Below are 22,126 nucleotides of genomic sequence, written 5' to 3'. Positions count from 1 at the left end.
ATCCTGATAAAGTTACAAGGCACAATAAAAAGAATAAGCACAATAAAAAGAATAAGCACAATAAAAAGAACAATATTTGTGAGCTGTTCAGAGCTATAGAAGACCCGGATACAAAGTCACTTATTTCGATATAACCAGAAGATATCTCGGAAGATTTGAGACAAGAAACAGCTGAAGTGACTCAAAAACACAAACGTCTTATAAGACAGGAGATTCCTTAAAAAGGTAGAAAATTTTTAAATAGAGGTTCTGGAGCAGATTAGAATGACCCTTGTTATAGCTTTTATCGGAAAAAACGGTGCCGTAATGACCGGAGACCTGCGGGAAATAACATTCGAAGGAGAGAAGCCGAATAGAGAAAAGCTTGAAAAAGAGCTTTACAACGGGACAATAGTCACGGATGACGAGCTCGCAAAAAAAGCCCGAGCATTCGGGGTCGGCATAACTGTTACGGACTGCAAAAGCAAGATCTCGGAAAGAGAAGGCATTTTAATAGGAGAAGTTTCCTCAATTGAAGGCGGGGTCACCAAAAAAAGAAGGCTGTACGCCTCAGCCGGAAACTACGCAATTGCAGAGCTCAAGGATTCCAAGATAACATTAATCTCGCACGCAAAGGGAAGTAACCTGATCATTCTCGGAAATGATTTCACGAAGCAGGTAGCCAATAAATGCTTCAAAGACAACTGGACGAAGAAAAGCACTTTTCAGGATGCCATAAAAATTCTCATGCTCTGTATGGAAACCGCAGCCAGGAAAACTGCTTCTGTTAGCAAACAGTTCTTTTTGATTCAGACTACATCAAATGTTGATGTTTTAAAAATTGTGGAAAAGGACCGAAACAACTGAAAAAGCAGAAGAAATAACCGAAAAACTGAGAAGGTAGAATAGATAGCTGGAAAAGTAGAATCGATAGCTGAAAAATAATAAGATAGAATGAGTAGCTAAAAAACAGAATAAGAAGGTAATAAATTGAATAAATAGCTGATAAAGAAATAGCTAATAAAGAAATAGCTGATAAAGAAATAGCTGACAAAAGCAAAATGATTCTCTGCCAGACCTTTTTCCTGCTTTTTTGCTTATTCACCCGCAAAAAGCTCAACAAATTCGAATTTTGTCACATCAAACAGGCCTTTGTCTCCCAATTTAAGTTCAGGAATTACCAGAAGCGACATAAATGAAAGTGTCATAAAAGGCGACATAAGCGAAGTTCCCAGTTTCCGAGCTTCTTCATTTAATTGTTCGTACCTTACAGCTACTTCTTTTCCGTCCAGAGTGCTCATGAGGCCTGAAACCTCCAGTGGAAGATCAATAAGATTGTCTGCGGTTCCAACAACGATTCCTCCCCGGTTTTCCACCAGCCTGTTGACGGCTCCAACTATATCCTCGTCCGTTGCTCCGACTGCAATTATATTATGACTGTCATGGGCAATGCTGCTAGCAATAGCTCCTTTTTTCAGGCCTATATTTTTAATGAAACCGATCTGGACAGGGTCATCAGCATACCTGCTCAGAACAACCATTTTCAAAATATCCCTGGCAGGATCTGAAATCAGATTTCCGTTTTCTACTTTTGGAAGTGCCAATTCCTGGCCTGTGACCAGTTCTCCGTCCTGGGCAACTATTACTCGGATTTTTTTCATTTGTTCCCCGTTATTCCCGGAAGCAGGCATAGCCAGTTTTACATCATCAACTGAGATTTTATTTCTGTTAAAGACATTTTTTGCAGGAGCTTGTTCAACTGAAAAAAGAACCTTTCCGTCATTGTAAACGCAACTTCCGTCAATAAAAGTCTTCAGCACATTGAACGCTTTCAGGTCGTCAACAATAATAAAATCGGCAGGATCTCCCTCACGCAGCAGCCCGACATTAAGTCCGTAATGTTCCACAGGATTGATAACCGCTGCCCTTATGAGGTTATAAATATCAAGTCCTTTTTCCTGCCCGCGTCTGAGAAGCTTGTCGATATGCCCTTCATATATCAAAGTATCAGGATGGGAATCATCGGTGCAGAGCATGACTGATTCGGGATATTCGTCTATCAATTTATACAGTGTATCGAAATTTCTAGCTGAACTTCCTTCTCGGATAAGTATGTTCATCCCGAGCTTTATTTTCTCAACCGCTTCTTCATAAGCAAAAGATTCATGATCTGTTGAAATTCCTGCGCCCACGTATTTCTGGAGATCGGTTCCATTCAAACCGGGAGCATGCCCGTCTATATTTTTGCCGTACTTTTTAGCGGATTCCAGTTTGGCTATTACCTCAGGGAATTCCATAACCACCCCAGGGAAGTTCATCATCTCAGAAAGGTAATGAAGATCTTCCCTTGCCAGCAATCTGTCAACAGCCTCCGCATCCAGCACCGCTCCTGCGGATTCAAAAGGCGTGGCTGGCACACAGGATGGTACTCCGAAAAAGACCTTCAGAGGAGCTTTTCTGGCATCCTCAAGCATGTAATCAATGCCTTCTTCTCCCATGACGTTTGCAATCTCATGAGGGTCGCTAACAACTGCAACCGTACCTCTTGCAACCGCCATCCGGGCAAAAACCGAAGGCACGGTCATCGAACTTTCGATATGCACATGGGCATCTACAAGCCCTGGAAGGATATACTGTTCAATATCGTGCTCTTTCTCCTCAATACTGATGATCTTCCCGTGTTCAACGGCAATTTCACCTTTGAACTTCCGCCTGTAAATGGCATCGACAATAATTCCCTGGTACGTTTGCATGGTGATTCATTGCAGCCACAAATTTATAAATATTTTCAAATAAGCTGATGTTGAACTGTGTTGATGTTTTAAAAGCTATGAAAATAGATGGAAACGGTGAAAATAAGAAACCTGATAGCGAATAGTGTAATTGGTAGTGAAAAGTGTAATCGATAGTGAAAAGTGTAATCGATAGTGAAAAGTGTAATCGATAGTGAAAAGTGTAATCGATAGTGAAAAGTGTAATCGATAGTGAAAAGTGTAATCGATAGTGAAAAGTGTAATCGATAGTGAAAAGTGTAATCGATAGTGAAAAGTGTAATCGATAGTGAAAAGTGTAATCAATTGAGTTTTTAAAATATTAATAAAAAGTGTTAATTTATATATGAAATATAAATATGAAGTATTATTTGTGAATGAAATATAAATAGAATACAAAAGTACAATAATACATGGGAAAAAGTCATACAGAGATAAAAGGGCTGAAAATTCGGAAAATGAGTCGCGATGAAGCCGAATTTGCTATCCAAATGGCAGCCGGCGAAGGATGGAACCCTGGCATCCATGACGGGGAAATTTTTTATGAAACTGATCCGGACGGTTTTTTTATTGCAGAAGTTGAAGGAGATACCATAGGCTGTTCCTCTGCTGTCGCATATGACGATTTCTTTAGTTTTTTTGGTCTCTATGTGGTTAAACCCGAATTCAGGGAAAAAGGAATTGGGATGAAATTAACTGAAAAATCTCTGGAATATCTGGGGAACAGGAATATAGGACTTGATGGAGTATTGGAAAACGAAAAGAAGTACCAGGAGTTTATGAAGTTCAAGTCCTTTTACAGCAACCTGCGATTTGAAGGAATTGGAGGAGGAAAAGTTCCGGATAGACTTGTGAAAATCTCAGACATCCCATTTGAAAGCCTGCTTGAGTACGACAGGGGAATGTTTCCGGCTCCAAGGTCTACTTTTCTGGAAAAATGGATTAAACAACCTGATTCTTATGCCTTTGCAGCCGTCGAAACCGGAAAACTGAAAGGATACGGCGTTATAAGGAAGTGCCAGAGTGGATACAAAATAGGCCCTCTTTTCGCAGATGACGCGATAACGGCAGAAGAAATATTTCTAGCTCTCAAGGCCTCTGTTCCGGATGAAGCCATATATCTGGATGTTCCGGAGCCAAACAAAAAAGCAATGGAAATTGCAAATAAATATGGAATGACTGTAATGTTCAAAACTATCCGGATGTACAGCCGGGAAGAGCCTGATATAAATATCGAAAAGGTTTACGGGGTCACTACTTTCGAACTCGGGTGAAGGTATCTAATGTTGGCCTGTGAAAATGGAACCAATATTATTTTCAAAGAAGTGGGTCTGGAACTTTAGGTATTCCAATCCACGGAGCAAATTTATTATAGGTTCTACCAAGCTTTTGTGCATATTCTATGCCTTTTTCAGTTCCTTTTATTACCTTGTTATAGTCAGAATCAGGATCGTTCAATTCTTCAAGTATTCTTCTTACCTTATTAAGAGGTTTATTCAATTTATCCGTATCACTATTTGCACTTACTTCATCTAAACTATCCTGAATCTCATCCAATTCACTTCCAAGCTCAGGATTTAAGGTCTTAATTTCCTTTTTCAGCTTATTAAATTCCTTTTGAATTTCCGGCAAATCTATCTTTAAATCGATATTGACATCTACACTAATATTTGTTCTTTGTTCGGCTTTAATAGTTGAGAGTGATTTTGACTGAGCTTCAGCTTTTTGGGTGATTACAAAAATTGGTCTATTGCCATAAAGTTCATAATCATACTCTCTAAGTCTTTCTTCTTTTCTACTGTATCCATCTAATAATAGTGAAACAGGTACAGACTTAAAACTTTTATAACATATTAAGTTCCCTAGATTGGCGACTTCGGCTTTTAATAAATCTTCGTATAAGTATCTTTGAGGGCAATTTTCTGAACAGTTACATGGGATTTGTTTACTGACTTTTATCTTTTTTATAGAAGCGTTTATCTCATCTAGATGGCTACAAATAGCTCCGAGAACCCATCTTTTATTGTTACCTTTTATTCTGATTTCGATTTGTCTTTCATCTGGCTTCATCTTTACAAGAGCACTAGAATTTTGGAATTTCAATACTGCTCCCTCTCTCCAGCAGAGAGGCATTCCATTCTCTTTTATCACGAGATTCTCATGCATGCGCACGATAAAACGAGTAATTATGCCGGAAGGCAAAAAGTAGTCATAACAATAATAGAAGCAAAGATCATCTTCCTTATTCCACTCAAAATTATCGGGCTCATTTTTAGGTAATAATTCAGGAATAAGATAGTTGCTCTTATCTGGAAGTTCATATGAAAGCTCAAATTTATTCATTAATTCCATAAGTTGGGGATGAACAGAAGGCGGATACGTTTTCGTATTCCATATTTGGCTCAATTCACTTTGTGGCAGTGCACCTTCATTATCGAGAACAGATTTTGTGGACAAGATTTTATAAAATGCTCCTGTAGCCCATTCAGGTTTTAATATTACAATATTCTTTAGTGTTAATCTATCTTTAAAATGAAGAGTTACTCCCAAATCATTCAAATAATCATCTAATACAGTTATATTCTTTTCATCTAAACCTTCGGATTTGCAAATATCGTAAAATCTATAATAGTTAATCCAATTTTCATTAAGATCTTCCAATTTTTGTCTTACTTTAAACCATGAATCCACCCACTTAGCCTTCATTAAAGGTAGATCCCAGGCAGTTTCACTAATTTTTTCTTTTAAAATGGAGATTCCTTTACCATCTTTACTATCAATTTTTAGGTAATCGACAATTTGAGGAAATTTGTTTTTCAAATCTTTCAGGTTAAGATCGTCATTACTCTCATTCATTTTGCTCATTACAAGTATTACAGGGCTGTCTTCTCCAAAAGCTTCAATCGTGTGCAACCAGTAGTAAATATTATCATAATCCTTTGTTTTTCGGGCATTCCATAAAAGTAGATAAAGCGAACGTTTTGTCAGGAAAAACTGGTGAGTTGCGTGATATATTTCCTGTCCTCCAAAATCCCATATATTTAGCTTGATTTCACTATTTCCTGAATCTGGAGCAGGAATTTTCCATTTTGATATATTTATTCCTTCAGTAATTTTAGAATCTTCCAAAAAGTTATCATAAATCAACCTGTAAGCGAGACAAGTTTTTCCAACTTCCCCATTACCAACTAATACTAGCTTAGCTTCATTATTTTCAGTAGTTTTTGATTGATTAAGATAGGTAAAAATAGCTTCCAACCCTCTTGAAACAATTTCTGGAGGGGGTGAAGTTAAGGGATTGGCAGATAAATTAAGAGTTATAAGGTTTTTAAGTTCTGAAATTTCCGGTGGCAGTATAGTTAACTTATTATTATCTATGTAAAGTGTTTTAAGGTTTTCAAGTTTTCCTATTTCTGGTGGAAGTTCTATTAGCTGATTACGATATAAGGAAAGTGTCTCAAGATTTTTAAGATTTCCAATTTCTGATGGCAGTTGGGTCAGCTTGTTCTTATTTAGTGCAAGTATTGAAAGGTTTTTAAGTTCTCCAATTTCTGGTGGAAGCTGTGTCAGCTGATTGCAATATATGTAAAGTGTCTCAAGATTTTTAAGCTTTCCAATTTCTGGAGGTATTTGGGTTAGTTTGTTATTAAATAATGTAAGCGCTGTAAGGTTTTTAAGTTCTTTAATTTCCGGTGGCAGTTGAGTCAGCTGATTATCGTATAAGTTAAGAATTGTAAGATTTTTAAGTCTTCCAATTTCTGATGGCAACTGGATAAGCTGATTCCCAGATAAATCAAGTGTTTTAAGGTTTTTAAGTTCTCCAATCTCTTGTGGCAGTATAGTGAGGGTATTCTCAGATAAATCAAGCATGGTAAGGTTTTTAAGTTCTCCAATTTCTTGTGGTACTTGTGTTAGCTGATTCCCAGATAAATTAAGGTTTGTAAGGTTTTTTTCCTTAGCCACACTAATAAGCTGTACAACTCTTTCATTTGTCATGAGTCTGCTCCATTTATATCATACTTGACATAATATTTAGGAGGTTCAATTCCTTTTCTGAGTATTACTGTTTAACTCTAATATCTTTTTCTTTTTTTCGAATCTCACCATTAAGGGACAACTCTCTCACAGTCATTTTGAAAATAAGTTCGTTGCTTTCTGAAAATCTAGCTGAAACCTCAAACCCCAATTAACAATTAATACAACTTATACAATTATTCTCTTCATGTCCCCCAAAGCCAGATGGCAGTTCTGGATAGACCGCGGAGGCACGTTTACTGATATCGTAGCCCGCAACCCTGATGGAAAACTGATTACTCACAAACTTCTTTCCGATGATCCGTGTCATTATAAAGATGCAGCTATGCACGGTATCCGGCAGATTCTCAGACTGCCTGGAAATGCGCCGCTACCTGCTGAAATCATAGAATCCGTTAAAATGGGAACAACAGTCGGCACAAATGCTCTGCTTGAACGGAAAGGGGAACGAACTGTTCTTGTCATAAACAGGGGGTTCGGGGATGCTTTAAGAATCGGATACCAGAACCGTCCGGATATTTTTGCTCAGAAGATCGAACTTCCGGAACAGCTTTATGAAAGAATTATTGAGGTTTCCGGAAGAGTCGGAGCCGACGGAAAAGAGCTTTTGCCTCTTGACCTTGAAAATGCAAAAAAATCACTTGAAGCAGCTTTCAAAGCTGGTATTCAGTCGGCTGCAATCGTACTTATGCATGCGTACAGGTATCCTGAGCATGAACTCAAACTTGGCAGGCTTGCCAGAGAAATCGGTTTTACGCAGGTGTCCCTCTCCCATCAGGCAAGCCCGTTAATTAAACTTGTAAGCAGAGGGGAAACAACCGTAGTGGATGCATATCTCTCTCCTGTGCTCCGCAGGTACGTTAATATGGTACAGGAATCCCTGAAAGAAGGAAGGGGAGGAAAGGAAAGTGGAGATAGGACAGAAAAAGAAAGTGGAGATGGGACAGAAAAAGAAAGCAGGGATGGAATAGAAAAAGAAAATGGAAATGGGACAATAAATGATCGCGGGGACAGAAAAGAGAATGAAGTTAAAAGAAGTCCCAGGCTTATGTTCATGCAGTCCAGCGGAGGACTTACGGACGCGGAAACTTTTCAGGGCAAGGACTGTATCCTTTCCGGTCCTGCCGGTGGGATCGTTGGAGCAGTTGCAACCTCGGAAATGGCAGGGGCAAGAAAAATAATCACTTTCGATATGGGAGGCACATCCACGGATGTAGCCCAGTACAGCGGGGAATACGAGCGCAGTCTTGAAACCGAGATTGCAGGAGTACGCCTGCGTTCGCCTATGATGCGTATCCATACGGTTGCAGCAGGCGGAGGTTCCATACTTCACTACGAGGGAGGCAGGTTCAGGGTAGGCCCTGATTCTGCTGGTTCAGACCCTGGACCGATGTGTTATCGAAAAGGTGGACCGCTTGCGGTTACCGACTGCAATGTCATGCTTGGAAAACTGCAGCCTGAGTTTTTCCCCAGAATTTTTGGGCCCAATGCTGACCAGCCCCTTGACTCCGAACTTGTGCGCAGAAAATTCGAAGAGCTTGCAGAAAAGGTTTCAGACAAAGGCAAAACCAAAGGCAAAACCAAAGGCGATATCCGGACACCTGAGCAAGTAGCCGAAGGCTTCCTTTCGGTTGCGGTTGAAAATATGGCAAATGCTATCAAGAAAATCTCGGTCCAGAGGGGATACAACATAAAAGAATATACCCTCTGCTGCTTTGGAGGAGCTGCTGCCCAGCATGCCTGCAGGGTTGCAGACAGCCTTGGGATCAAAAGCATTTTCATTCATCCGTATGCAGGTGTGCTTTCGGCATACGGCATGGGACTTGCAGATCAGAGGCTTATAAAAGAGCGCTATATAGGCAGCGAGCTCTCGGACACGCTGGTAGAGAGTTTGAAAACAGTGTTTTCCGGGCTTGAGCATGAAGGTCGCCTGCTCATGCGTGAACAGGGCGTTCAGGAAGCCAAAATTACTGCACTTTATAAGGTACATATGCGTTACGCAGGATCGGATACGCAGCTTGTTATTGATTTTGCGGATACGGCTGCTCTCAGGAAGGGTTTTGAGGATGCCCACAGGAAGCGATTCGGATTTGTAATGGAAGGCAAAGCCATGGTTGTCGAAGCAGCTTCCGTAGAGACCGTAGGAGTTAATGAAAGGGTTCTGGACCCTGTGCTGGAAAAGGAAGAGAATCCTGTTTTCTCTCCTGTCGCTGCGGTGCGTATGTACAGCAATGGCGAGTTTCATGATACTCCGGTTTTTCAGAGGGACGAGCTCAAGCCCGGAAGCCATGTAAGCGGCCCGGCAGTGCTCATAGAGAAAAACACAACCATTGTGCTCGAACCCGGCTGGGAAGGCACGATTACTGAACGCAACCACCTTCTCCTTAAACGCGAAATTCCACTCCCAACCCATACAGCCATAGGAACTGATGTTGATCCTGTAATGCTCGAGATTTTCAATAATAGATTTATGTCAGTTGCTGAGCAAATGGGTTTTACCCTGCAGAACACGGCCCACTCGGTAAACATAAAGGAGAGGCTAGATTTCTCCTGTGCACTTTTTGACAGTGACGGAAACCTGGTAGCTAATGCCCCTCATATCCCTGTGCATCTTGGTTCAATGGGAGAATGTGTAAAAGCACTTATCCAGACGCAGTTACAGAAAATGCGTGCAGGGGATGTATATTTGATCAATTCCCCTTACCACGGAGGAACCCACCTCCCGGATATCACAGTTGTTACCCCGATGTTTGGAAACTCCGGGAGAATCCTGTTTTACCTGGCTTCAAGAGGTCATCATGCCGATGTTGGAGGGATCAGCCCAGGGTCTATGCCTCCAAATAGCAGGACAATTGCTGAAGAAGGGGTATTGAGCGAGGGCATGAAAATCGTGGAACAGGGCCATTTCTGTGAAGAAAGGCTGAAGACATGGCTGGGCTCGGGAAAATATCCTGCAAGAAACCCTGACCAGAACCTTGCGGATATCCGAGCACAGGTTGCAGCAAATGAAAAAGGCTTATCCGAAATGCACAGGATGGTTGAAGAATTTTCCCTTAAAACAGTTGAAGCTTACATGGAACATGTGCAGGATAATGCCGAGGAAGAGGTCAGAAGGGTTATTGACAGGCTTAAAGACGGGGAATTTACTTATGCACTCGATGACGGGAACGTAATTAAAGTGAAGGTTACAATTGACCGCAAAAACCGGAGTGCTATAATTGATTTTACAGGTACTTCTTCACAGCTTTCAAATAATTTCAATGCTCCCGCATCGGTTTGCATAGCTGCTGTACTTTACGCTTTCAGAACGCTTGTAAAAAGCGATATTCCCCTTAATGCGGGCTGCCTAAGGCCGCTTGAGATTATTATTCCCGAGGGTTCCCTGCTAAGGCCAGAAACTCCTGCTGCAGTTGTGGCAGGTAACGTTGAAACTTCGCAGTACATTGTTGATGCTCTTTTCGGAGCTCTTGGCACGCTTGCGGCTTCCCAGGGTACGATGAACAATTTTACCTTCGGAAACCCCGATTTCCAGTATTATGAGACCATTTGCGGAGGTTCAGGGGCCGGCCCAGGTTTTTCAGGAACAGATGCTGTGCACACTCATATGACCAATTCCAGGATCACCGACCCTGAAATTCTTGAAACAAGATTTCCGGTTTTACTTGAGGAATTTTCCATCCGGGAAGGAAGCGGTGGAGACGGCAAATTCAGAGGTGGAAACGGGGTTGTCCGAAAGCTCAGGTTCCTGATAGACATGAATGCTGCCATTCTTTCAAGCCACAGGAAATTCCCGCCTTTCGGGCTCAAAGGCGGACTGCCTGCAAAATGCGGAAGAAACGCAATTGTCCGCAGGGACGGCAGTGTTATTGAAATTGGAGGCCAGGCCGAAGTTGAGCTGAAGGCCGGGGAACTTTTTGTAATCGAGACGCCGGGCGGCGGGGGGTATGGCGAGAAGGAAGACTAAAAACCCATCATATAAAATTAAATAAAAAGAAATAAAAGGGTGCTCCCTCATTAATTAATTGATATTTTGATTATCAGCAAATATTGGAAGCGAAATTCTACACGAAAATGGAACTTTAGAACAGAAAGAAACAGTCTGTTGCTTTTATCAACAATCAGAATCCGTAGACATATTCCTTTAAAACTACAAATGAATCCGTTTTTTGACTCTGACTACTTCCGTGAACAAAAATAAATTAAGTTTCCGGAAAGGTTACTCCTTTTGAAAAAAACTGCTGCCTGATACAGAAAAGGTTATCTAACGCTTGAGCCGGATTCATTGAAAAGTGCACATCCGGTTCTTAGAAGAGGAAGAGCGAGTAATCGCTCTTTCTTATTTGACATTTTATCTAAGATGCATAGTAAATTCTAATTTAAGATGCATAGGTTTTAAGGAAAAAGCTTATACAAAAATTAGGGATCAAAATTACAGAAATTTAGGCACGCTGCCTTCACGGCAGTGTACCAAAAGTTATGGATATTCGGACTCTGCATGTTATGCATAGTTTTTGTGCTAAAATCTATGATATCACACTGTTAAATTGACATTTGTAGCTTTGAAAAACTCTATCATTTTAACTGATTTTCGGTGAAGTATAGGTATATGATACACTATTGCTCTTTCCATTTTCAGAGTTTACTGTTACTTGAACAGTTCCGCTTCCTTTCGGGGCAGGTACAACAATCTTAGTACCACCTTGAATTGAGTAATAACTGGCTTTTTTCCCTCCAAAATAGACACCTGTTGCTCCATAAAAACCTGTTCCAGTTATAGTTACCTGTTCACCACTTGGTCCTTTTGAAGGTGAGATACTACTGATAGCAGGTGCATTTTGATTTCCAGATCCAAGTTCGATTGTTTTTGCCTTATTCCCTATCGTTACTACATATTTGCCTGCGGGCAATGCAGAAGTGTCATAATTAAATTCGAAATTTCCGTTTGAGTCAGCTGTTATAGTCTGAGATGCCGTAACTGTAAGTTTTACGGAAGAGGCTTTACTCAGAGCATCGCCACTAATAAGAATTTTGTAAGTTAAAGGAGGAACATGTCCTTGAGAAATGGTTGCAGTTCCACCGGATGCATCAGAAGACAGTTTGATCCAGATCAGTTTCTTTACGCTTACGTCAAGGTTCTCCACTCCCTTACCTGTGACAGTAAAAAGGTTATTTTTACCGTACGGGATCCTTATTTCTTCAAGTAAATACTGATACCTGCCTTCGGTAACAGGGAGCTCTTTTTTAAATGAAATATCAGCTCCGAGCTCCTCTTCCGGAGAAGCTGTGCCTGTTAGTTTCAGAGTATCTCCAACATTCGGATGTGAGGGAGAAATATCCCAGTTAGTCTTAGCTATTGCTGGAGAAGTTAGTAAACCAAAAAGAAGAAGTGTTAATAGCAAACAGGCAAAAAAACGCTCACTTTTTGGTCTTGCAGGTTTTATTTCGCTTGCATGAGTTCTATTTGTCAATCGAATTTTCATAAAAATCCTCCTATTAAACGGGTTAGTATTAAAAAATAACAAAATTTTCCGTTACCAGGCAGTGTTATTAAGAATCCTCTATAAACAATTACTAAAATTATTCCAACCACAAAATTCCCGAAATTCATTGGCAATATATCATAAAGTGGAGTTTTTTGATACCCTAAATAAAAAAATAGAAAGAAATGGGGGGGCAATAATTGTTAATAAACCATAGCAGCTTGGCTCTTCGTTGTTTTGTGTGGATATCCTCATAATATTCTCATAAAAATCAATACGTTCTTAAATTGAAAAACATCTGTCTCCTATATTTTTGCTTATTTATTCATAAAATATGAAAGTAATCTATTTAATATTTATGCAAAACTTACAATGAGCTCACCGAATTGAATGAATTGTAAAACAAGTTTAACAAACTGAATCTGTCGTTTTTCTAAACTCAATAATTACACAGCATACAGGAATGCAAATTTTTTCTTCGATTACTGGACAGAAAATGTAAAAAATGTATAAGAAACACATAGGCAATAGGAATTTACAGAATTTTTGCTACCCTGCAGAAAAAAGTAAAAAGTTAAAAGATTGAAAGTTAAAAAATTGGTTACTATTCAGGTACCCTAAAATGAGTCGAATAACACCGATTTTGGTCCTAGGGATCTGTCTAATAAGTGATTCATATCAAAATTTAAAATGGTATCAGTTGGCCTTAGTATACAAAATCGACTGAAATGTATTATAAATACCAAAAACTCTAAATTACGGCTTTTGATGCTGATTTATGGTACCTGAATAGTTACATAAATTGAAAGTTAAAAAGTTATACACGAAAAAGAAATAGCCTGAAATAAGTTAAAAGTTGGCTTATTTCAGAAGGTAGCCTGTTTTTATCCTATATTTCAATTTTATCTTATAATTCTGTAAGTATATTCATAGTTTCCGCCAGGTTTTCCGTCTTCATTTCCATCCAGAGCAATACCGCGCTCATCCATTATGAATCCTGATCCGGTTTCGCTCCCAAGTAAAGTAATTGTTATTTCGGCACCTGATTCGTCTATAGGATATTCGCCATGAGGACGGAACATCAACATTCTGGATCCTGTGTCCAGTAATCCGTCTACAGGCTCTTTTGATGCAGAACTTCTAACTATTACGGTTTCTTTCGTAATGGTTGCATTGTTCATAGGCGTATCGAACTCGACCCAGATAGGATAATCATGCCTGAAAGCAAAGGTCTGCCTGTCAGGATAGATGGATTTTACCTTCGGAGGAGTGTGTTTGTGCTTGAAAGGAATGGAAAAAGATTTTAAAGCTTCTGGAAGGAAACTGTTGCAGCACATGTGTTTTTTAACGGTATGTATGACGGCAGTTCCTGCGAGTACACCCAGCATGAGTTTACACCATTTATTCATTTTATGCAGGTCTATACCCTCCCTCCAGGCTCATTCTACTTTGATTTTATGACCCCTCTTTTTAGCAGCACGCCTTTTAATAGCGTATAAAAGTGTTGCGCCTGCAAGAACACCAAGAATTATTTTACCCATTTTCATTGAAGGCCTCCCCCTGCCTTTTTCAGCTTCTTCTGCTTCGCTAAGCATCATTTCTTCCGGTTCAAATTCGGCTTCTACTTCCTTTTCAAGTCTCTCTGACCGGAGTTTATTCAGGAGATACGCGCCAAGAGCTAACTTAGCATATTTACGTAATATTCCTTTTTTCCCTGGAGATTTTACTGACTTCATTTTCTTCATGATATATGCACTGAGCAATAGCTTACCGTATTTGTTTATATATTTCAATCTTGCACCCCCACAATTTTCCCTTACCAGATAAGCCCCTTGTAGCAATTTCGTCCGGAAAAGGGAGTAATGAATTGATACTCTTATATGTTATCCTATGGCTCACATATTATTTAACGGCAACTATACAAGATATTTAATAATTTTTAACTGAATGCCGGTTTGTATGACTGTCAGATGCCCGGCGAAAAAAAACCGGAAATAATTGAAAATGGTGCAGCAACCCTCATTGAAAAACTGTCCTTAAGACTCTGAAGAGAATACATATTTAGAAACAGTAAAGAAGATAGACTTTCTATGAATTTAGCGACATATATGGTCCATGCATGGGTACGGATAACCCCATGTATAAGTACAGATAAGTTCCAGGGGGCAGATAAGTTCCAGGGCAGATAAGTTCTGTGTACAGGTATAGATGAAATCATTATGAAAAGTGTGGTATGGAAATACGTGCATAAAAATGGCATACTGTTGCAGATATAAGAAAAGACTTCGAATTTTTACAGAAACTTTCCCTGATTATAGAAATACAAGCTGATAGGTCACGAAAGCATTTTGTACTATCGAAACGAAAAATAAAACATGAAACAATCAATAGGAGCAAAGCCACTTGCATTTCCGACTCCAACCTGGGTTGTCGGTACCTATGACATGAATGGAAAGCCAAATGCCATGACTGTAGCCTGGGGAGGAATCTGCTGTTCGAACCCTCCATGTGTCAGCGTATCCTTAAGAAAAGCGACTTACAGCTATGCCAACATCATGGAAAACAGGGCATTTACTGTCAGTATCCCTTCAGAAGCTTATGTAAAACAAGCGGATCACTTTGGAATCGCAAGCGGAAGGGATGAAGATAAATTTGAGACCGCCTGCCTGACGCCGGTAAGAAGTGAGCTTGTGCCTGCTCCTTATGTGGGTGAGTTTCCTTTTGTTCTTGAGTGCAAACTTCTGCATAACTTCGAGATCGGGCTTCATACCCTGTTTGTAGGAGAAATCCTGGATATCAAAGCCGACGAATCCGTGCTCGATGAAAAAGGAAATCCTGAGATTGAAAAAATTAGACCTGTTATATACAGCCCGGGGGATAGAAGCTATTATGGCGTAGGGTGTAATCTTGGAAAAGCTTTTTCGATAGGGAAAGAGTGCTGAGGGAAAAAGTCATAAAGGACCCCATAATCGATAAATGCTATAAAATGTAAAAAATATGTTTGTCCACAGGTCACTTTATTAACAGACTAAATAGGTTAATACTGAGGGTTACTAACAGACTAGAACGGTTAATACTTGAGGGCTAATGCCTGTCATCTAACCTGTATTTTTCCGCAAACGCCTTTATGATTTTCCAAACACTTTTATTCTTTTCCTAATGCCGTTATGTTTCCTCAAACACTTTTATTCTTTTCCTAATGCCGTTATGTTCCCCCAAACACTTTACTCTTTTCTGAATGCTTTTTTCGCTATCATTCTCCATCCCTTATGGTCTTTGCCCTCAAATTTTTCCTTCACGGCTTCGAGCAGGGAAGGAATATCCAGGTGCTGTGGGCATTTTTCAGCGCACTGTCCGCACTGGACGCACTGGGAGGCATACCCTGCTGCATCCCCTCTTATTATTCCCCCTGGCTTTGCCGCATACATAAGTTTTGCTTCTTTTTCATTACCTGACAGGTAAAAGTTATCGTAGATCTCAAAACAGCCAGGAATATCGACGCCTGAAGGGCAGGGTATACAATATCTACAGCCCGTACAACCGGTTTTCATAAGTTTCCTGTATTTTTGTTCCGCTTTTTTTATAAGCTGCAGTTCGGCTTCAGTCAGAGAGTTTGGATAGGCTTCAGATGCGGTTTTCAGGTTTTCTTCAATATGAGACTCTTCATTCATGCCTGAAAGCACAACTGTAACCTCGGGCCGGTTCCAGATCCAGCGAAGGGCCCATTCGGCTGGAGTGCGCTTTACAGGAGCTTCATTCCAGATCTCCTGTACTTCAGGAGGTACGGGATTTGTCAGCTTGCCTCCTCGCAGGGGTTCCATGATAATAATACCCAGGTTTTTTGAAGCAGCATACTCAAGCCCTTCCGTTCCTGCCTGATTCTTTTCATCGAGGAAATTATATTGAATCTGACAGAAAGTCCAGGGATATGCATCTACAATCCGTTTGAAATCCCCTGCCGATCCGTGGAAGGAGAAACCTGCATTTATAATTCGGCCGTCAGCTTTTGCCCTATCAAGAAAATTCAGCACTTCAAGCTTTTCCATTTTGTCCCATAAAAGTCCTACAAGCCCGTGAACAAGGTAATAATCGATATGGTCAGTCCTGAGCCTTTCAAGTTGGGCATTCAGGATACTGTCCATATCCTTTCTACTATTTATTGTCCAGGAAGGAAGTTTTGTAGCAAGTTTAATTTTTTCTCTATATCCATCTGCAAGAGCCCGCCCAAGGAAAGGCTCACTTTCTCCCATGTGATACGGCCAGGCCGTGTCGACATAGTTTACTCCGTGATCAATTGCATATCTAACTTGCCGGGTAGCCCTTTCTTCATCTATCATTCCGTCCCTGGCTGCAAGGCGCATACATCCGAATCCCAGTATTGAAAGTCCATCTCCGTTCTTTGGAATTTTTCTGTAAAGCATTTCCATTACCCTCCTGTTTTAAGCTTTTTCATCGTTTTAAGGGTTTCTACGCCCGAATTGCACTTCATCACTCGAGTTTCGTTACCCGAGTCCTGTCACCCGAATTCCGTCTCGAGAGGACAGATACGCTTCGCTGCCTGAATTTCGTCTAAGGGGGACAGCACCCTTTTCGCTCACTTCGTTCGCTCAAGAGGGGTAACTTCTTACAAAAGTATGAATTTAGCTTCGGAGGACAACCAGAGTTGAGTTTTAAGAGAACAAGGCCTTTTTGCCATATTCAAAAATTCGGTAGTGTGCCATTCTTAATGTGCTGTGTGCCATTCTTAATCCTAGATTCGGCAGGTAAACATATAAGTTAATAATAATTAATTTCCATATCTTTTTCTTGATCTTCCATTGCAGATAAAAACAATAGTAGAAGAGTTGAATCTTCAATAAAACGTACAAGATTCTTAGGTCACCTTGGTCTCATTTCTGGAGTTTTCTGAGAGCTTGAAGTTGACAAACTGATCGATGAGAAACTTTCTAAAGAACGAGATCACAAAGTTCCTCATCCCGTCTGCATCCTTGCCATAGTACCTAATGGTCTTAGTTTCATAGGGCAACGTCTGTACCTTTTTCCTGATTATTTCAGGAATATTTCTACAGAAAGATTATTTGGAGAAAGCGTCACACGAGAAGACCTGAATCAAGACGTTATCGTAGAAACTCTTGATAGAATAATCGTAAAGTATGGTCCTGCAAAACTGTTTACGGAAATCATGCTTCACATCAATGATAATGGTTCTCTGCCTAATGATTTCTTCAATTGCCGAATGGAAATTAAGGACAAAATTACAAGAAGAAAACGAAACGGTTCCAGATCAAAAAGGGAAACCAACAAAAAGACCAACAATGAGAGGGATATTTTTCAAGTTTCAGAGAATTACAGAACTTATAACGCAGTAAAAAAGGAAAACAAAGTAAGAAATTCTAAATATGGAAGAGATTAACTGGAAGAAAGAGATTAACTGGAAGACATTGAGTCTCATGGAAGAAAGAGATTAACCGGAAGACATTGAGCCTCATGGAAAAAAATATGAAAATATATTTAGTTGAGTTAACCTGCCAAATACAGGTTAAATTATAAAATTTCAAAACTAGTTTTGTAGTTAGAAATCCAATTGAATATTTTTAAATTAGAAATTTTAGAAAGTAATTATAATTTTTAGGCAAACTCCTATTTTTTTTGTATTTGATTATTATAAAATAAAATAGTTATTATATTCTACAATAAACTTGTTGAATTTTAAAACATTCCTGGTAATAATCATAAACTTTCTCTTTTACAATTGAACCTCAGGTAATTTTGCTATTAATGTATTAAAATTCAATATTCAACATGTTTTAAGTATTGCCTTTTATATTATTTATGGAGCTTATCCCAAAACCAGCTTTATACTTAAAATTGATAGAAGTTTCAGAACAATTCCCTGTGATCAAAACGTGATCAAAAACTCATTGATTATTCTGAATTCCAGATTCGGAGAAGTAGTTTTGAGTTATGGGATAGGCTCATGCATTACTTAAAAACAGATAGCATAGATTTTTGAAAAAAAAATATCAACTAAATCAATGGAAAGATTGCTTGAATTGTTAGGTAGGCATCTGAAAGATTGCTTGAATTGTTAGGTAGGTATTGAAAAAAAATAGTTAAAGATTCAAAGAGAAAGTATTTCAGGATAAAATAAAGAACAACAGAAAAAGAAGAAAAATATAAACCAAAGACTAAAAATGGTGCTAAAAACTCCAAGGCACGTATCTAAGAGGACAATAATATGGAAAGTTCATCTCAGGATGTAATCAAAGGAGTAAAGAAGCTTAAATGGGTTGAAGAAGCCATATTTTTTACAATTGAAAGAGAATAAGAAGCAAAGGAGTTTTATTATCAAAAGTAACTTTAATAGAAAATCAAAGAACTAAAAAATTATATAAATATTTAGAAAATGAAGAATCAAAGCATCTTGGCTACCTTGAAAAATACCGTGACACAAAAAAACTGCCATTAGTCAATACAGATATACCTAGCAGTCAGTCTTTCATTCCTGAATTTGATCCAATAAGAACAAAAGGGGATGAAATCAATTTGGGAGATACAGGTATTTTTCTTGCAGCTATGAGACATGAGAGAAAAAGTGAAGATTTTTATTTAAAACTAGCAAGTTATGAATTAATTGACAATTATCTAGATTATGTTACCAATTTCCGCATGCAGACCTGATAAAAGGAAGTTTGAGTAATATGAACACAAAAGAAGAAATCAGTGGAGTTGTTGAGCTCTCCAGAGGAGTTTACTGGGTAGGAGCAATTGACTGGAACGGCAGAGATTTTCATGGGTTTACTACTCCTGGGGGAACAACATATAACTCATACCTTGTAATTGGGAAAAAAACTGCCCTTATCGATACTGTAAAAGCTCCTTTTGCAGAAGAGATGCTTGGACGAATCAGTAAGATAATTGACCCTTCAAAGCTTGACTATATCGTAGTAAACCATATGGAACCAGATCATTCCGGTTCCCTGGCAGAGCTTAAGAAGCAAACGAACGCAAAAATTATAATTACAAAAAAAGGACTCGATATCCTCAACGGTTACTTCAGAGAAGCAGGTAGTGAGAAATGGGATATTGAAACTGTTAAGACAGGTGACCAGTTAGACCTTGGAGGTAAGACTCTTATCTTTCTGGAAGCTACAATGCTTCACTGGCCTGACAGCATGGAGACTTTCCTGAAAGAAGATAGAATCCTTTTCTCAAATGACGGTTTCGGGCAGCATATAGCTACCTCAAAAAGATATGATTTTGAAGTAGGAAACGTGCTTCCAGAAGCAGCTGAGTACTATGCGAATATCCTTATGCCTTTCCACATCGCTCTTCTTCGCTATTTCAAGTTAATAGAAGAAATGAAAATAGAACCTCTACAGATAGCGCCTTCTCATGGAATCATCTGGAAACAGGACCTCGAAAAGATCCTTGCAGAATATAAAGCCTGGGCTAATGGGGAAGTAAAAGAAAAAGTGCTCGTCATATATGATACTATGTGGAACAGCACGGAAATAATGGCAAAAGAGATTACAGAAGCAATCTGGGCTACCGGTGTTAAAGTAAAAATGCTTAACCTGCGTAAAAATGCTAGAAGTCTCATTATGAAAGAGATGCTTGACGCGGCTGCCTTTGCAGTGGGTTCCCCAACTCTTAATAATGGAGTTTTTCCAACCGTTGGCGACTTTTTAATATATACTAAAGGTCTTCGTCCGCAAAAGAAAAAAGCTATAGCATTTGGGTCTTATGGATGGGGAGGCGGAGCAGTAAAAATCATAGAACAGGAATTAAAAAATACAGGAGTCGATGTGCTCGAACCCGGGCTTCAGGTAAGATATAGGCCGTCTGAAGAAGATCTGGAAAAGTGCAGAGAAATTGGAAAACGGCTTGCCGATGTTGCAAAAAAGCAATAAAAATTAATTTATCTTAATTTTGTTTTTTAACATTAGTCAATGTGAACTACGTCTCCCTTAATTCTTCGCCTTTCGGCTCAGTTTCGGGGGAGAAGCTTCCTGGTTCATTTCTTTCTCTTTTGAGAACAAGTCCCCAAGCCCTTCCCCGCGTTCTGCAGATGTCAAATAACTATAGGACTTACGCAATTAATGACATCGACTACATTAATCTCCTCATCGCGGATTCTAACGTTTTTACTTGCACTGAAGCTGCTAGATATTATCCAAACGTAGCTAATGCACCTTCTCATGACGCTTTTACTCGTTGTCTTCAAAGGCAACCTCAAGACACGAAATCACTATGGGAAGAAAAAAGAATGTCATTTCCTTACAAGGTTATAAAGTAATCGTTTGGTAAATCCTGACAACAAAGGAAATGTGTCACTTGAAACAGTAGTTATTCCTCCAAAAGGACGTGTGGTTCACCTCAAAGCATATGGATTTGTAAAGGTGTTTCGAATAGTTTCAAAAGATGGAGACATGCAACACTGGGTTACAGATATGCAGGAGATAGATGAACCATATGGATGAATCAAAACGTGAGAAATTGGCAAAGAAGTCGTGGAAAATTGAGGAATATCATAGAGGAATAAAGCAATTATGTGGTGTCGAAAAATGTCAGGCAAGAAAGGAAGAGTCACAAAGAGCACATATAAAGTTATCACTAAGAGCTTTTCTTAGACTGGAATTACAAAGAATAAAAAGTGGAATATCATGGTTTGAAAGTGCTATGAAAAGTGAAAGAGTGGCAGTGACGGAATATTGAAGGAATCCTCAATACACGTTAAATTAATTCGTATACTTTTAGAGTTAGTAAAAAAGATATGTGAAAGGCCAACTGTGTAACTCCTAGGATATTGTAAGAGCAAAGGAGGAGGTACATTATTTGCTTGAGGTTCAGGATATTCCCATCTCTGAAACTGCAGAAATTGTAAGAAATGTGGAGGGGGTACAGGCTCTTGAAGTTCAGAATGGAATTCTATACATCCATACCAAAATGAAGCTCCGTACAGAAATTGCAAAAGCTGTCAAGAAGGCAAGTGTCACGGTATCCATGTTCGAAGAAGAGGAAATGAATTTGCAGAAACTGTTCCTGCAGAAACTGTTCCTCAAAATTATTGAAGGAATATAAGAAGGAATATAATATAGAGTAAATACATCTGAAATGTTTAAAAGTCAAACGGAGTTTAAAAAACCGAAAAAGCTCAAAATTAACACATGGTATAACTTATATCCAAGATACCAAACGATTTTCCATATTAAGTATTACGGCTGAAAAATAAAAGCAGAGATTAAACATCTAATTTGATAGTTTGATGATCTGGCTAAAAACTTTGTATTTTATATAGAGTGTGTTAGTATTAAATTATGGAGTTCAAATATCTCTGAAAAACCAATTTGAAATCCAAATGTCCAGAGGCTTAACTAAATCAACTTTGAAAAGATATAAGGTTTTACTTAATCCTGTCTCTGGAGTTAAATCTCGGGGTGAAAAGAAATGACAACAAGAGAACACTTAGAAATAGTGTACTCTTGTTGCATTTCTGCTGATAAATATCGAAATTGCCATAGCTTATGAAGAGAGTCACTATAGTACTGTTTCCACAATTACTATTCCATGAGAAGTTATGACTATTTTAGAGAGTACACAAAAAGTTCCTTGATCGGAAACTGGTGACGCTTTATGCAGAAGGAGCTGAAGATGTGTACAGTGTCCAGATAATACATTTTATACAACAATGATCTGGTTAAAAACTTAAATTGAAATCATTGCGGAAAGCAATTTTCCTACCAGTTAGTTGCTGGTCTAGACACTTAAATAATTTAACTAAAATTTTATAGAGATGGCTGACTTGCTCTTCTCTTCTTCAATTTTATAAGCGAAAACAGCTCAAAAATAATAGAATTT

At 39.0% G+C, this 22,126-nt stretch carries 12 protein-coding genes and 3 pseudogenes; 9 read left to right on the top strand and 6 right to left on the bottom strand.

Features of this window, described 5'->3' with window-relative positions:
* Positions 1–264: 264 nt before the first annotated feature.
* The gene (locus tag MSBRW_RS07425; RefSeq protein ID WP_011308259.1) at positions 265–846 is read left to right on the top strand and encodes an MJ0548 connectase family domain-containing protein; all 582 of its coding nucleotides are present in this window, start codon (positions 265–267) and stop codon (positions 844–846) included.
* A 230-nt stretch (positions 847–1,076) separates the two neighbouring features.
* On the opposite strand, the gene ade is transcribed toward MSBRW_RS07425, so the two are convergent.
* A complete protein-coding gene (gene ade, locus MSBRW_RS07420) occupies positions 1,077–2,732 on the bottom strand; it encodes an adenine deaminase (protein ID WP_011308260.1) in 1,656 nt (551 codons plus the stop codon).
* Between the two features lie 476 nt (positions 2,733–3,208).
* On the opposite strand from ade, the gene MSBRW_RS07415 reads away from it, so the two are divergent.
* On the top strand, positions 3,209–4,024 hold the full coding sequence (locus tag MSBRW_RS07415; RefSeq protein WP_230670012.1) for a GNAT family N-acetyltransferase: 816 nt from the start codon (positions 3,209–3,211) through the stop codon (positions 4,022–4,024).
* Between the two features lie 43 nt (positions 4,025–4,067).
* Here MSBRW_RS07415 and MSBRW_RS07410 read toward each other — a convergent pair whose 3' ends face one another.
* Positions 4,068–6,746, bottom strand: coding sequence for a COR domain-containing protein (locus MSBRW_RS07410; protein ID WP_011308262.1), 2,679 nt, complete (start codon positions 6,744–6,746; stop codon positions 4,068–4,070).
* Between the two features lie 226 nt (positions 6,747–6,972).
* Here MSBRW_RS07410 and MSBRW_RS07405 point away from each other — a divergent pair, with 226 nt between their 5' ends.
* Positions 6,973–10,749 carry a hydantoinase B/oxoprolinase family protein gene (locus MSBRW_RS07405; protein ID WP_011308263.1) on the top strand — a complete coding sequence of 1,259 codons (3,777 nt, stop codon included), beginning with the start codon at positions 6,973–6,975 and terminating at the stop codon, positions 10,747–10,749.
* Positions 10,750–11,362: 613 nt separating this feature from the next.
* Here MSBRW_RS07405 and MSBRW_RS20170 read toward each other — a convergent pair.
* The 3 genes from MSBRW_RS20170 to MSBRW_RS07390 all read right to left on the bottom strand — a co-directional run bounded on the left by MSBRW_RS20170 (position 11,363) and on the right by MSBRW_RS07390 (position 14,058).
* On the bottom strand, positions 11,363–12,265 hold the full coding sequence (locus MSBRW_RS20170) for an IPT/TIG domain-containing protein (protein WP_011308264.1): 903 nt from the start codon (positions 12,263–12,265) through the stop codon (positions 11,363–11,365).
* Positions 12,266–13,167: 902 nt separating this feature from the next.
* Positions 13,168–13,653 carry an Ig-like domain-containing domain gene (locus MSBRW_RS07395; protein ID WP_011308265.1) on the bottom strand — a complete coding sequence of 162 codons (486 nt, stop codon included), beginning with the start codon at positions 13,651–13,653 and terminating at the stop codon, positions 13,168–13,170.
* 51 nt (positions 13,654–13,704) lie between these two features.
* The gene (locus tag MSBRW_RS07390) at positions 13,705–14,058 is read right to left on the bottom strand and encodes a hypothetical protein (RefSeq protein WP_011308266.1); all 354 of its coding nucleotides are present in this window, start codon (positions 14,056–14,058) and stop codon (positions 13,705–13,707) included.
* Between the two features lie 582 nt (positions 14,059–14,640).
* On the opposite strand from MSBRW_RS07390, the gene MSBRW_RS07385 reads away from it, so the two are divergent.
* Positions 14,641–15,207, top strand: coding sequence for a flavin reductase family protein (locus MSBRW_RS07385; RefSeq protein WP_011308267.1), 567 nt, complete (start codon positions 14,641–14,643; stop codon positions 15,205–15,207).
* A gap of 282 nt (positions 15,208–15,489) precedes the next feature.
* Here the strand turns inward: MSBRW_RS07385 and MSBRW_RS07380 are convergent, their stop codons facing one another.
* A complete protein-coding gene (locus MSBRW_RS07380) occupies positions 15,490–16,686 on the bottom strand; it encodes an aldo/keto reductase (RefSeq protein WP_011308268.1) in 1,197 nt (398 codons plus the stop codon).
* A gap of 395 nt (positions 16,687–17,081) precedes the next feature.
* On the opposite strand from MSBRW_RS07380, the pseudogene MSBRW_RS23295 reads away from it, so the two are divergent.
* The 5 genes and pseudogenes from MSBRW_RS23295 to MSBRW_RS07345 form a co-directional block, all read left to right on the top strand.
* A pseudogene (locus MSBRW_RS23295) lies at positions 17,082–17,459 on the top strand (DUF4277 domain-containing protein); the annotation flags it as partial.
* 1 nt (position 17,460) lies between these two features.
* Positions 17,461–17,733, top strand: a pseudogene (locus MSBRW_RS24445) (IS1634 family transposase); the annotation flags it as partial.
* A gap of 1,233 nt (positions 17,734–18,966) precedes the next feature.
* Entirely contained in the window at positions 18,967–20,178 is a 1,212-nt protein-coding gene (locus tag MSBRW_RS07365; RefSeq protein WP_011308269.1) for an FprA family A-type flavoprotein, read from the top strand.
* 158 nt (positions 20,179–20,336) lie between these two features.
* Positions 20,337–20,983: pseudogene (locus tag MSBRW_RS24205) on the top strand (hypothetical protein).
* Between the two features lie 120 nt (positions 20,984–21,103).
* Positions 21,104–21,349 carry a hypothetical protein gene (locus MSBRW_RS07345; protein WP_048103023.1) on the top strand — a complete coding sequence of 82 codons (246 nt, stop codon included), beginning with the start codon at positions 21,104–21,106 and terminating at the stop codon, positions 21,347–21,349.
* The last annotated feature ends 777 nt before the right edge of the window (positions 21,350–22,126 follow it).

This window comes from Methanosarcina barkeri str. Wiesmoor (assembly GCF_000969985.1).
GTDB lineage: Archaea > Halobacteriota > Methanosarcinia > Methanosarcinales > Methanosarcinaceae > Methanosarcina > Methanosarcina barkeri_B.
The sequence above is the reverse complement of the archived record's forward strand: the minus strand, read 5'-3'. Positions and strand labels throughout refer to the sequence as shown.